Here is a 13,719-nt window from a genome sequence, read left to right on the forward strand (position 1 = left end):
CCAAGCAGCAAAAGCAGCCGCACAGGCTGCTTTTGTTCTTGCATTTTATTGCTCCAGAAGCTGGCCGAGCGGCTTGAAAATCGCATGGACCAGCTGCGTTGGCCCGGGCATTTCCGGAAACAGGAGAAGTAGAATCGACAGGATCCAACCCAAGGCAGTGATTGCAATAAAAGCCCCCTTCTCCTTGCCGGAATATCGCTTCAGCTTCGGCCATTCATACCAAAAGAGGAGAATCACCGCAACGGTAATCGTAATCATGGAGCCCAGACTCACTTCTTCACCTCTCCTTCCTTCCGGGTAGCCCCGACGGTAGCCATACCGGTACGCAATATTTTGGCTGTCGCTTCCGTTCTTACCTCGACGGTCGGGAACAGCTCGTTCCACCGTTCTTTGGCTTCCTTCCACTCCTGCGGATATTTGCGGTGAAACGCCTCTGCAAAGTTGAAAATATCGGCGTTAAGCTGCTTTTGCGGACGGACGAGCGCAGCTTTGATCCGATTTTCAATCGCTTCCGCCAATTGGCGCTCCAGACTGCGAGAGATATCGGGCTTGTTCAGATCCATCCCCGTCGTATTTTGAATCACATCGTCTTCCGTATCGATCTTGACGGTCACACTCCACTTATCCCCCTCAATCTTAGGGATCAACTGGGTTTTGCTGCGCAGCAGCTTACTCGATATGTATCCGGTGGATTCCTTCGGAGTGAATGTAACGGTGGACGTCGCCACTTCGTCCCTCAGCCAGAGCAAGCCGCGAGTCAACCGGTCGTCCAGCTTTCCGACCATTTTGTCTTTCTTGAATATCGCTGTACCATGGATAAAGCCTATCGTCTGATTAGGCTGCTTGTACGGATCGGCCGGAGCGATATCCACCCAAGGAACGGCAGCAGCCTGAGCATCACCGATCAGCATTTCGGCCAAATCCTTGACCGTCACCTTCATCCCGGTTTGCAGCTTGGCCATCTCGCGAAGCACCTCCGCCGAGCTTCTTTCAATTGGCGGTATCAGCCCTATGACCTTCTTCGCCTCACTGCTTACAAATACGTCAGCACGTTCACGTGGCCCCGGAGCTCGCATCATAAAATCAAGCTGATTGCGGATTCCCTGTTTGGCCAGCTCTTCGCCGAAAATAAAAATTTCACAATGCCCCCAAAAGATGCGCCGAGGAAATTGCTCCTGGAGCTTAGCCATCGCGTCCGCCAGCGTCACTCCATAAGCCGATTTGATCAGCGTCTGCGCCCCGCCCGTGCTGCTGCCCGTTCCGGATGCTCCATGCTCGCCGCCTCCCGAGGCTTTTGGGACGTATACTTCGACTGAGAGCTCGATCGTCTTGTCGTCCCTTTTATCCAGGCCGGCAGCCATGATGAGCATCAAATCGTTCACTTCGTTTCGATCCCAACAGCCGGCCAGCGGAATAACGAGCAGCAGTGGCAGAAGTAAACCGACCGCTTTTCCCGGAAAGGCCGTCATCCCGGCTTTTTGCAAGATGAGTCTGATTATGTCGATCATGCAGGTATAGGACCTCCCTCTCTCCGGTTGTCAATGGTTTGATGGCTGGGGCGGAGCCTCTTTTTTGCACAGCCAGGCGATGACGAGCAGCAGAAGAGGCAGCAGCATTTTCATAAAGATCATATAGATCGCTCCGACAACATCGAAAAAATGGGCCATCTCCTGCAAATTAGGCGCAATCCAGAGAGTGTACGGTACAAGTAATATGCCAAGCGGGTACACTGTCGAGCGAAAGTTTTCGATAGCGAGCCATTGAGTGAAGACCAGAACGAGCGTGTAGTAATACACGCAAATTTTCAAAAAAATACTCATCACCCAAACCGCCATGACCAGCGCCTCCATATGCTCGATGAAATCGGCAAGGCTAATATAGCGGGCGGCAACCATAACCGGATAAGTAAAATTGGCCGCGACTTCTCCAAACAACAGCAGAATAAAGAAATTCGTTATACTCATCGTGAAGGCGACAGCGATAACAGCGATGAACCCCCATGTTCTTCCCTTAGACCGGTCTGACAGCATAGGAAATAAGAATGAAAGGAAAATGAAATCGCCGAACCAGCTCGTTAACGTAAACGAGCCACGAATCGATGAACGGAGCCCGTTCTCCATCATAGGGAAAAGTTGATGAATTTTCGCATCCGGAATAAGCAGAACAAACGCCAGCAGCAAAAAGAAAATCATGAACGGCACGAAAACTTGGCCGCACCTCGCCAATACGGCCACGCCGCAGCGAACGGCAACGGCACATGTAAAGATCATACAGATGGCTACGGCGATAAGAGGTGTGCTTGGCAAAAAGCTCCCTACCACAAACTCTCCGTATTCCCTAATAACAAAACCGGTGTCCTGCGTATACAAAAAAAAGTAGAGAAACCCGTATACTTTGCCGAGCGGCTTCCCCAAAATGTGCTCGCTTGCCTGAATCATACTCATTTGCGGATACCGTTTATTGAGACGGTCGACGATAAATACAAGAAGCAGTCCGCCAAGTGCCGCCCACAGCGGAGAGAGCCACGAATCTCTGTGAGCGTATCTTATTGTAATCGCGGGAACGATCAGGATCGCTGTAGCCAAGATCGTCGGGTACATCAGAATACCCATTTGAAGAGCAGACAGCTTTCCTTTCTCCATCATCCGGCATCCTCTCCTTGAGGAGGCTTCGGCTGCAGCCCGGGAACTTGCCGGTAAGCGTTGTATAAGCCATTACTCAGGTGCGGCCGCTTGTCACGCGTCCATAACGGGGCCCGGATCAGAACGTCCCCCAGTTCGTTCTTCTTCAATGGAGCTAAAGGGGAAAGATAAGGAACCCCGAAGGAGCGAAGCGTGCTCAGATGGATGACGATCAATATAATCCCGAGCATGAGCCCGAGCAAGCCGAGAAAGCCGGCCAGGAACATGAGCGGAAACCGCAGCAGCCGAACGGCAATTCCGAGCGTATAGCGCGGAAAGGTAAATGACGCGATTCCCGTGAAGGCAACGACCATGACCATCGGCGAGGAAACGAGGCCGGCGGAAATAGCCGCTTGGCCGATAACCAACGCACCGACGATACTTACGGCAGCGCCGACCTGCTTGGGGAGCCGCAGCCCCGCTTCACGCAGCGCCTCGAACGTGATCTCCATCAGCAGAGCTTCCACTAATGCCGGGAACGGGATTTCCTCACGTGATTTGGCAACACTCAGCAAAAGGGTCGTAGGGATCATCTCTTGATGATAGGTAAGAATCGCCACATAAGCCGATGGGACCGTCAGTGCTATAACGAAGAAGAAATACCGCAGCCACCGGATTAACGAGCCTGCCCAAAACGACTGATAGTAGTCTTCGGGAGATTGCAATAAAGAAAACAAGGTGATCGGAGCGACGAGCACGAATGGAGAGCCTTCGATGATAATGCCGACTCTTCCTTCCAGCAGGTTGGCGCTAACGGCGTCCGGACGCTCCGTTGACATCAGCTGCGGAAACGGGCTCATCGCATTGTCGCCGATCAGCTCCTCAATATAGGCGCTGTCAATAATTCCGTCGATTTCAATCCTCTTAAGCCGGCTGATCACTTCATTAACCAGGTTCATATCGGCGATGCCCTCTATGTAGGTAACGACTACTTCGGTTTGGGTGTACTGCCCGATCTTGAGCAATTTCATCTTCAGAGCGGGGCTCTTGATGCTTCGGCGAAGCAATGAGGTATTCACGCCGATCGTTTCGGTAAAGCCAAGTCTTGGACCGCGCACGACCGATTCGGCTACAGGCTCTTCAATGCTTCTCTTCGCCCACTTGGCTACGCCGAGCGAGATTGCCTTCTCATACCCGTCGATGAACATGACCGGATTGCCCTTGGATATTTGCCCCACCGCCTCTTCCATGCTGGCAAGCTCCTTAGCGTGGCAAACGCTGATGTTTTTGGCCAAATTTCCGACGGAGGCGTTAAAATCTGCCGCATTTTGCAGCGGGGCAAGCACTTGCTGGTCGATCAGCTCTATATCGCTCATATCTTCTATATAAATGAGAAAAGCTTGAGTAGTCCCGTAAACCGTAAATTGATGAAACACTATGTCCGAGCAATCCTTGTATAATGTGGTCAGCAGATCGATATTCGCTTGAATATTCGTCGCAACCGGAAGGGTTTGATCAGCTGGTGAGCCTGCAGAGCCAGCCTGTTGATTCTGGCTGTCATGCAGCCTATGGCGATGTTTGAACACATATTTCAAAAAGTTCATGGCTGCATCCTCTTTTACTCGTTTTATATCCATTTTCACCTAACAGCCGCATTTTTATCCTAACATTGGAAAACTGTTGGCCTCGCAGAAATGAATAAAACGTGAAAAAACCGTCCGAATCATGGTTCGGACGGCTCTCTTTGTATATGCAGCGCGCTGCGGATTATTGCGTTAATGTTTTTACCAAGCGTGTCGCCTCTCCATTAGGCGTGTCGATAGACTCATACAATTTGACCGTTAATGGATAATCGAGCTGCTCGGTGCGGACGTTGCTGAACTGAATCGTTTGTTCCCCGCTGATCAGCTTGTTCTCGCCGGTGAAAGGCACCGTTTGCGATCCGAGCACGCGGCCCAGATTGTCGGACAGCTCGACTTTGAATTTGGAGAAATTCGGGTCGACGACGACATCCTCCAGCCTTTCTACATTCAGCCACAGCTTAAGCTTGTAAGAATAAGTCTGACCTTGGCCGTTCGCCGCCGGATTCGTGTAGGAGCCAATCGTCCAATCGTCCAGCTTGACGGTGAACGGATAGAAGCTCATGACCGCATCCTCCGTATCCTGCTGCACCGCTGCCTGGAAGCTCGCTATCGTGCTGCTGTAAGGTGCTGCCGTTGTGGTATCCTGCAGCTTTATCGTGAGCTGATTTCCGTTCTCGGATGCCGGAATCATGAACGAATAGCTGACAACGTAGCCGAGATTCGGCATCATATTAGCCGCTGCCGTCGTTTGGCGGGTTCCCGTATAGCTCGAGCCGTCTCCTCCGACAAGCTGGGCTTGGAAGGCCGGTGTGGCCACGGTCATATCGCTCTTGTTCGCCAGCTTGAATTTGGCGACAACCGATTTGTAGCCCTCTCCCGCGTTGTCGTGCATATGAAGCTCGACCAGCGATACCTCCGTCGTTGTGCTGACCAGCTGATTCAACGGGTCAAAGGAGATCGGCTGCCCGATAGTATAGCTTGGACCCGGGTTCGAAGGAGCCGCTGGTGCCGGAGCCGTAATGCTTAATCGGCCGATATCGAAACCGGCAGGCTGTGCAGCGCCGCTCCCTGCAGCTGGTACGCCTTGACTCGGTTGGGCTCCACCCGGAACAAAGGTCTCCGTCGTCATCAGCAGCAAGCTTTGCAGAGGGACATCCTGATCCGCCGTTATAGCAAAATGGACGTATTTCTTCTCTCCTGCGGCCAAGCTGACCGGCTCTTGCTCCACTCTTTTGCCGGTATACACCTTATCGGCCGCCTTGCCGTCCAATCGAAAAGCCGGTACGTTCTCGGAGTTCGCTCCCGTATTTTCCGCGAGCAGCGTGACCAAATAAGTAAACCCGTTGGCATCGCTCTGCTTGGTCAGCTCAACCGGCGTATATCGCAGCGGAGATGTGGACGCAGGCAGTGTAAACGGCTGGCCCCAAGCGATGTTCGCAGCGGGGTCGGCCACCTGGTTTTTCGTTCCGTACCAAACATTCGCAGAGACTGGGACATTCAGCACTACCGTCTCCGTTTTCGGATACGTATACTCATCCACCTCAACGAAGGATAGCTCGCTGATGTCCGCATCTCCTGGCCGGTCTACGGTAACCATATAGGTCAGCTCCGCATTTTCCTTAGCCATAACGGATTTCACATTCGCGCTGTTCGCTTTGAGCGTATACTCGATACCTTCCGTCGTTTTGATCCGAAGCTCGTAATCGGGAACCCGGGTCATGGCGGCTCCGTTATTCGTGAGGCCGATCAATGCGCCCAATTGCAGGCCCTCTGCCGTACGGCTTACGGAAACTCCTTTCACTTCAACCGATAACGATTCGTTCAACGTGTAGGACGGTACCGTAATGACTGTCGCCTGGGACTCCGTCCCTTCTGCCCCGGCAGGAAGCACCGAGACGGAGGTCATGAGCGAGATCGATAAGACAGCGGCAGCCATTGTTGTTTTCCAAGTCGTTTTCATCGTTTTTCATTCTCCTCATAGGTTGATATCTGAATGTCCAACCTTTTTGTGTGTTGTTTGGGGCAGCTTATCCCTGTACCTTGGTCTGATCCTTGGTCTGATCCTTCTCCTGCTCTTTGACCGCAGCAACCTTCTGCTTGTCTTTGAGGTGGTGCTGACCGGATACGACAAGCTCCTCGCCGAGTGTCAGCCCTTCAACAATCTCCTGATACGTTTCGTTAACTCGTCCAAGCTTCACCGGCCGCTTCTCCACCGTATCGCCTTTCAAAATAAAGACGAACGCGTTGCTGCCCTCGCGAACGATGCTGAGGCTCGGAACTGCGATAACCTGCTGCTCTTCCACGCTGTTCAGCTGTACTTGAACTCTCGTTCCCGGCTTCAAATATCCGTCGGTATTCACAGCTTCAAGCTCTAAGGAAAACGACTTGGTCTGTGCATTCATCACATCGGCCAAGTACGTTACGCGTCCTTTGAGCAGCTTGGTCGGATTGTCCGCGCTGTAAAAGGTCAGCTCCTGCTTGCCTCTCGCCAGCTTAGCGGCCGACTCGGATAATTCGGCCTTCACTTTGATCGGATCGATCTGCTGGACTTGGCCGACTTTGCCGCCGCGAGCAATCATGGCGCCGACCTCCACATTCAAATCGGTCAAGACTCCCGCTATAGGAGCCTTCACTTCATAATTGGCCAAAGTATTGTTAATGTCCTGTAGGCCGATTTTGGCTGAATCCACTTGGGACTGTGCCGCGGCCAGGCCGTTCGTTTTTTGCATCGCATCCAGCTTGTTTTGCAAATTCTGCAAATCCAGCTGGGCGTTGTTCACCTGCATCTGGCTTTGCTCCAGCTGGCGCTTCGTTACGAGTCCCGCATCATAATCGTTATGCATTTTGTTGTAGTCCTTCGTAACGTTGTCCAGCTGCTGCTGGGCTTTAGCGATGGAGTTTTGCAATTCGGTCTTCGAATTGGCCAAATCCTCCGTAGATTTTTGCAGCGTATCTTGAGCGCTTTGCAAGGCTACCTCGCTTTTTTTCTTTTGCAGCAGGGCGTCCTTCGTATCCAGCCGGAAGATTACATCCCCCTGCTGGACCAGGTCGCCGCGCTTTTTCACAATTTCCAGCACCTGCCCGTCCGCTTTCGGACTAATATCGACCTGCGAGGCAGCCACGACGTCCGCTACCTGCTCTTTCGGATCTCCCATGCTTTGCTTGCCGACGGGGGTAACCTTGACCGTCTTCGTATCCGTTGCGGCTGCCTGCGGAGCCGCCTTCGGTGCCGAGCAGCCCGCAGCAAGCGCCGCCGCCAGCAGCAGCATCCCTGCCGTTCTAGTCAGAGCCCGCCGCTGCAGGTTCCTTTTTCGCTGATTCATTGATGACTCCTCCCCTTATACCCCGATGGTGTGGTCCGCTTTCTTCTCCCGGCGAAACCAGGTACGCATCTTGTTCTTGATTGCTTCAATCAACTCATACACTACCGGAACTACAACAAGCGTCAGCAGTGTTGATGTCGTTAATCCGCCGATTACGACCACAGCCAGACCTTTGGAAATCAATGTGCCCTTAGTCAGTCCAAGCGCGAGCGGAATCAGCGCCACGACAGTCGCTCCGGCCGTCATAATAATAGGTCTCAGCCGCACCATACCGGCTTCAACCAGCGCATGCCGCACCGTGTAGCCTTCCGCTCGTAGCTGCTGCGCACGGTCGATCAGCACGATTGCATTCGTCACGACAATCCCGATAAGCATCATAAAGCCGATCAGTGATGTAATATTCAGCGACTCTCCGGTTAACAATAAGGCCAATAGTCCGCCGATTGCGGCGAATGGCAGGGAGAACAGAATCGCGAAAGGAGCTCCCGCATTCCCGAAGGCAAGCACCATAACGAGATACACGATACATACCGCCGCACCCATCGCCACGAACAATTGCGAGAAGCTTTCTTCAATGTCGGCGCTGACACCCTTCACTTCCCGCGATACGCCGTCCGGAAGCTGAATGGAGCCGAGAGCTGCCGATACTTTATTACTCACGCCCGACTTGTTTGCATCATCGATTTTGGCGGTGATCGTAACCACCTGCTCCCGTTTTTCTCTTTGCAGCGAAGCAGGAGCTTGTTTTTCTTTGATTTTGGCTACTTCATTCAAATAAACGGTATTACCGTTAGAAGCTTTCAGCGGAATTTTGCCGATCTTCTCCAGCGAGTTTTTATCCGCCTTGGCCAGCTCCACCGTCGTTGTGTACAAGATGTTGTCAAACCGCAAATCGCCAAGATTATCTTTGGCAATCCAGCTTCTGGCGGTGTCACGAATAACAGCCGAGCTCAAGCCGAACTGACGGGCCTTTTGCTGATCGACCTCTATTTCCACCTCCGTCTTGGAATCGCTCAAGCTATCCTCGATTTCCGACAGTTCCGGGAATTGCTGCATTTGCTGTTTGATCAGAGCGGCGGCTTCTTCCAGCTGCTTCTGGTCGTCACCCTTCAGAGCGTAAGAGAAGTCGGTCGAGGACACGCCTCCTCCGCCCCCGGCCAGCGTTCTTGGAGTCACCTCCGAGCCTTTGGGCAGCTCGTTTAGAATGAGCTCCTGATATTGCTTTTTCACCTGTTCAGGGTCAACCTTCTCATTCACCTCGGTATACACCTCGGATTGATAGGCTACCTGATCGGTTTTGCCGCCGTAGCCGACTAGCGCCTCCACATAAGTGAACAGCGGCTCTCCCGTGCTGTCTTTCGCATCGCGAAGCATCGCTTCGATCTGCTTGGTTTGCTGGTCCGTACTCTCGAATGAAGTCTCATACGGGAGCTTGATTTCGTAGTACATTTGCCGTTCGGCGTCCGCGCTTGGAATAAAGCTCACCGCCAAATTCGGAACAACCGTGGCCAACGTCAGAACAAGAATTAGTGCTGAAGCAATCAAGGTCTTGCCGCGGTTGTTAAGACACCATTGCAGCACCTTCTCATAAAAAACTTGAACCCGTCCGCGTTTGGTTTCATCATGATGGGCGATGCTCTTGCCGCGCAGCACCAGCAGCTTGGCCATCATAGGGATGACGGTGAGTGCCACCAGCAGAGAAGCAAGCAGCGCACAAGCTAGCGTGATAGCGAACGGCCGGAAAAACTCGCCTGCAATGCCGCTGACCATCCCGATCGGAGCAAATACCCCTACGGTCGCTAAAGTGGAAGATGTAATCGCCATGGACACTTGCTTCGTAGCCAGCTTGATGACCGATTCATTGCGCTCATGGGCTTTTTGCAGCGATGCGTAAATATTCTCGATAACGACGATACTATCATCGACGACGCGTCCGACAGCGATGAACATACCGCCCAGCGTCATGATGTTCAGCGTAATGCCCAGCTGCGACATCATCAGCAATGTAATCAGGATCGATAAAGGAATCGACACGAGAACGATCAGCGTCATTCTCACATTGCGCAAGAACAGCAAAATCATAATTGATGCCAGTAATGCACCGGAGATGCCTTCCTTCAGCATGCCGTTGACGGATTCTTTCACCTGATCCGCACTGTTATAAACCGATTTGAACGTGATACCCGGCATCGTCTGCTGCCATTGCTCTATCAGCTTGTCGGCGTCATCGGAAAATTCGACCGCATTGGCTGCCTTGGTCTTATACAAATGAATGCCGATAGCCGGCTTGCCGTCGAACCGCGCGTTGAATGTCGCATCCGTTACGGCCTTGATTTTGGCAACCTGGTCCAGAGTGATTGTGCTGCCGTTACCGATGGTCAGCTCCATCTTCTCCAAATTGTATAAGCTGTCCAGATCGCCCGTGACTCTGGCCATCTTCGTATTGCCGTCAAAATCGACCGAACCGATAGGACCTTTGGATAAAGCATTGCGAAGCGACGCTGTGACTTGGGCCGGCGTTAAACCGAAGCTGTTCAATGCATCGGCATCCAGCTGAATATCCATGGAGGTTTCTCTCGAACCGACGGAGTCGACATGGTCAATCCCTTGCATCGCCTCGAAGCCCGGCTTGATCTGATCCTCGTACAGCTTGTCCAGCTCCGTCTGGCTCATGCCGTTGTCGGCATAGATCGCTAAGTAATAAGCGGGAATCGAAGCGAAGCCGAACGTCGATACCTTCGGTCTATCCGCCGTCGCGGGAAGCTTCACTTCCTGAACGAGGCTCTCGATGTCCTGCTTCCGCTTATCGGTATCCGCTTTCTGCTTCAATTGAACGATGATCATTGACATATTATCGCTGGAGGTCGAGGTCAACGTATCGAGATCCTCCAGGTTCGCCACTTTATCTTCGAGCGGCTTGGTGACCTCTTCCATAACATCCTGAGGAGGTCCCGGGTAAGTAGTAGATATAAGAACGACCGGAAACGAAACATCCGGCATATTCTCCACCTTCAATGTGGATGCCGAGTATAAGCCTCCGCCCATCAGCAAGGCGATAATGATGAATACCGCGGCCACATTTTTCATGGAGAAATGGGTCAATCGATCCATTGCTTTCCCTCCTAAATTCAAACGACTTTACTAAAAGTACACGACGAATATGAACGGAGCATGAACACGGCGATACATCCGCGGTAGTAAATTTTGCAAAACAAAATACCCCACAAAGTGAAGCTTTGGCTTCGAAGTCCATCAGACACTTTGCGGGGAGTCCCGATCCAAACTATTTACATGCAAAAACAGAGCCTCGCCTCGGATCTATTGCCCATCCAACACTGAAGCTCTGTTCAAGTCTTGACTCTACTATACCGAATTGAATCCGCTGACGGCCAGCTGAAAATGTTGCTACTATTACCACCGATATAATCCGCGCCTGCTCTTTCGGGACGACAAAAAAAAACCACAAGCCGATGGCCTGTGGTTGAATGATTTGAACGATGCTATAGTGCCAGCTTCGGCCTCTGAAACGAAAGCTTGAAGGTCGTTTCCCTGTCCGTGCTTTGAAATGAAATATCGCCGTTGTTTTTGGTCATGATTTGCTTGCAAATGGCTAGTCCCAAGCCGGTTCCGTTCGTTTTGTTCGTGACAAAAGGAGCAAAGAGCGTCTTGGCCAGCTCCGCGGGGATGGCGGGACCGTTATTGCCTATCCATATCCACGTATGATCCTGATCCTCGAAAGCTTTGATCGATATGATCTTTTCGTATTTAACCTCCGACAACGCATCGATCCCGTTATTAAGCAGGTTGTTCAATACTTGCTGAAAGGCGAGCTTTTGTACCCGAAGCGTTATGGAGTCGGGAATGTCCACCTTCAAAACTACATTCTCGTTAATAAGCCTCGGATTCAGCAAAGACAGATTGTATTCCAATATCTGCTTCAGCGAAGTATCCGCAAGCTCTTCTTCTATAATAGGCCTTTTGGAAAAGCTGAGAAAGCCGGTCACCTGCATATGCATGTTGTTGCATTCCGCTTCTATGAATTCCAGATAAGCATCCGCCTTCTCCATCGGCAATGCTCTAAGGTTCGTACGCAGCAGCTGCAAAAAGCCTTTAATCGAAGTGAGGGGATTGCGGATTTCGTGAGCCATGCTGGCGGCCATCTTCCCGAGCAGCGTAATCCGGTCGTCATGCAGCTGAGTAATAGCCATATCCTTTTCCTTCAGGTCGGAGATGGTCCGCTGCCAATAATTCTCGCACAGCAAAACTTCAAAATGATCGATCCGCAAGCAAATTTCACGAAACAGCTTTAAAGTAAGAAAATCGCTCCCGACCTCTATCAGCGACTTTCTCCACAAATGGGAACAGCGAATAATATCTATGATCTCAAGCTCTAATTCCTGATATTTTGCGCACCAATCGGGCACCACTTCCTGCAGCGGATGCTCGGTCATATCGATGTGCAAATCCGTTAAATAATCAAAATACACATCGGCTTTACGGTTCAAGCTGGCTGTATTGTAGTCTGCATGATGCCCTTTCATATATTGAAGCCATCTTTCTATAACCACTGGCTTACAGTCCCGCAATTGCTTTAGCAAAGGCTCTTCAACCATGATGAAAACCCGCCTATATGTAGTAGTGTGATCTATAATAACATATCACAAAGCCGATAGAAGTCCAATGCCAGTTTTTACAGGATTTTATATACATTTTGACTTTAGATTCGGACAACGGATGTTATGCAGAGATGTAGATGTTAAACTCTCCGATCGTTTCGATGGTAAGAGGAATGCTGAATACTTGACCGCCCCATTCATAGGCCGAGTCGTTAACAAGATTCGGCGGGGTAATGTCTACCTCGATGCCCTGCTGGTACAATAGCGTGCTTGCGTTTCCGCTGATCATATTACCCAATTCTCCGACCGCGCTTTGGCACAGCTCATCGAATTGAGTGACGGGATAGCCGCCCATCATCCCGGAAACCATCCGGAAGGCTACCGTCTCGGGAAATCCGAATAAAATATCCTTGTTCATTTGCCCCAAAATGCCAATCTTCAGCCACACATAATCGTCCGCATAGTGAATCGTTCTCATACTTAGCTGACCTACGACCGGTTTGATTTGAATCAAGGTCTCGATAACATGGAGAGACGAGGTTAGGAACGGATTCACGAAATTCGCTTGCACACAATACAACCCCTTTTCAAATAAAATAGGTGAGAAAACCTCTACCCAGGCCTTTCAAAAGATGAGCGACCGCGTTCAAAGGTAGGTTTAATCGCCAAATAGAATTTTTCATCCGATGATATTCGGAATCTTATAAATTCTATTGTGGTAAATAAAAAAACTGCCCGAAATTGGGCAGTCTTGTTGTACAAGAACTGGAATATAGCGCAATTTCGGTAACCCAGCCGCCGTAGGATATTCGATAGTCCCTTAGGCCTGAGGCTTTGCGTCCTTGCTTTTCAGCAAGTTTGCCTTTTCGGTTTGTCGATGGATGTGATGTAACAAAACTAAACACATTGTAGCACATAAGCTGATAAAATAGTACCAGTTCCGTATATTTTTTCTTCCGGACCCGCGACTTTGCTCCTAAATCGGCGCCAGCTCCGACTCTTCCGTGATAGAATTTTGGAACTAAGCATAATTGCTTACGTCACACGAAACAAGGCTGTGAAAAGGGAATGAGCAAGGATACCGAAGAATTTCCTTCCTCATTTTCCTTTTTTTGTATATAATAGTAAAGTGGTAAAAGGCTGCGGGAAGGAGCTTGTTAATTTGGAAAACAAGCCTGTCGTGAAACAAATCGAAACGATATATATGCCGGTCACCAATGCGGTATCGTCGGCTGAATGGTATGAACGGCATCTGGGACTGACTCTTCTCAGACCGCCGAGCGAGGATCAAGCCCAACTGAAGGTCGGATCGAATCAATCCATCTTTCTAATAAGGACGGAAGAACGGACCACCTTGAATTACAAATCCATAGACGATCCTGAAATGGCGGCGCTAACCGTAGAAGTCTACGATATCGAAGAATTGCATGCGCGGATGGTAGAAAACGGTGCAAAAACAGACTCGTTTGCGGATAACGGCGGCTGCGGGATCAGCTTTCATGCCTATGACCCGGATGGGAATAAGCTGCATCTATGGGGCGGCTGGCCAACCAAAACCAATGAAAGAGGCTAGATC

10 protein-coding genes and 1 riboswitch are annotated in these 13,719 nt (G+C 50.9%); of the genes, 1 reads left to right on the forward strand and 9 read right to left on the reverse strand.

The window, feature by feature from the left end; genetic code table 11:
• Window positions 1-45 precede the first annotated feature (45 nt).
• From DVH26_RS28500 to DVH26_RS28540, 9 genes are all read right to left on the reverse strand, one after another.
• On the reverse strand, window positions 46-273 hold the full coding sequence (locus DVH26_RS28500) for a hypothetical protein (RefSeq protein ID WP_239628078.1): 228 nt from the start codon (window positions 271-273) through the stop codon (window positions 46-48).
• The gene (locus DVH26_RS28505; protein ID WP_239628079.1) at window positions 270-1,508 is read right to left on the reverse strand and encodes a Ger(x)C family spore germination protein; all 1,239 of its coding nucleotides are present in this window, start codon (window positions 1,506-1,508) and stop codon (window positions 270-272) included. The genes DVH26_RS28500 and DVH26_RS28505 overlap by 4 nt, the downstream gene beginning before the upstream one ends.
• 30 nt (window positions 1,509-1,538) lie before the next feature.
• Complete coding sequence (locus DVH26_RS28510; protein ID WP_239628082.1) at window positions 1,539-2,645, reverse strand: GerAB/ArcD/ProY family transporter; 1,107 nt, start codon at window positions 2,643-2,645, stop codon at window positions 1,539-1,541.
• Complete coding sequence (locus DVH26_RS28515; RefSeq protein ID WP_239628083.1) at window positions 2,642-4,225, reverse strand: spore germination protein; 1,584 nt, start codon at window positions 4,223-4,225, stop codon at window positions 2,642-2,644. The genes DVH26_RS28510 and DVH26_RS28515 overlap by 4 nt, the downstream gene beginning before the upstream one ends.
• A gap of 163 nt (window positions 4,226-4,388) precedes the next feature.
• The gene (locus tag DVH26_RS28520) at window positions 4,389-6,164 is read right to left on the reverse strand and encodes a hypothetical protein (RefSeq protein ID WP_239628086.1); all 1,776 of its coding nucleotides are present in this window, start codon (window positions 6,162-6,164) and stop codon (window positions 4,389-4,391) included.
• Window positions 6,165-6,231: 67 nt separating this feature from the next.
• Window positions 6,232-7,527: an efflux RND transporter periplasmic adaptor subunit gene (locus tag DVH26_RS28525; RefSeq protein WP_239628088.1), complete on the reverse strand. Its 1,296-nt coding sequence runs from the start codon at window positions 7,525-7,527 to the stop codon at window positions 6,232-6,234.
• A 15-nt stretch (window positions 7,528-7,542) separates the two neighbouring features.
• Window positions 7,543-10,638, reverse strand: a complete 3,096-nt coding sequence (locus DVH26_RS28530) for an efflux RND transporter permease subunit (RefSeq protein ID WP_239628090.1) — start codon at window positions 10,636-10,638, stop codon at window positions 7,543-7,545.
• 389 nt (window positions 10,639-11,027) lie between these two features.
• A complete protein-coding gene (locus tag DVH26_RS28535; protein WP_239628092.1) occupies window positions 11,028-12,140 on the reverse strand; it encodes a sensor histidine kinase in 1,113 nt (370 codons plus the stop codon).
• 124 nt (window positions 12,141-12,264) lie between these two features.
• Window positions 12,265-12,714 (reverse strand): chemotaxis protein CheX, encoded by a 450-nt coding sequence (locus DVH26_RS28540; RefSeq protein ID WP_239628094.1) that lies wholly within the window; start codon window positions 12,712-12,714, stop codon window positions 12,265-12,267.
• A gap of 211 nt (window positions 12,715-12,925) precedes the next feature.
• Window positions 12,926-13,016: riboswitch (cyclic di-GMP riboswitch) on the reverse strand.
• Window positions 13,017-13,305: 289 nt separating this feature from the next.
• Here DVH26_RS28540 and DVH26_RS28545 point away from each other — a divergent pair.
• Window positions 13,306-13,716: a VOC family protein gene (locus tag DVH26_RS28545; RefSeq protein ID WP_239628096.1), complete on the forward strand. Its 411-nt coding sequence runs from the start codon at window positions 13,306-13,308 to the stop codon at window positions 13,714-13,716.
• The last annotated feature ends 3 nt before the right edge of the window (window positions 13,717-13,719 follow it).

The organism is Paenibacillus sp. H1-7 (genome assembly GCF_022354825.1).
Lineage (GTDB): Bacteria > Bacillota > Bacilli > Paenibacillales > NBRC-103111 > Paenibacillus_S.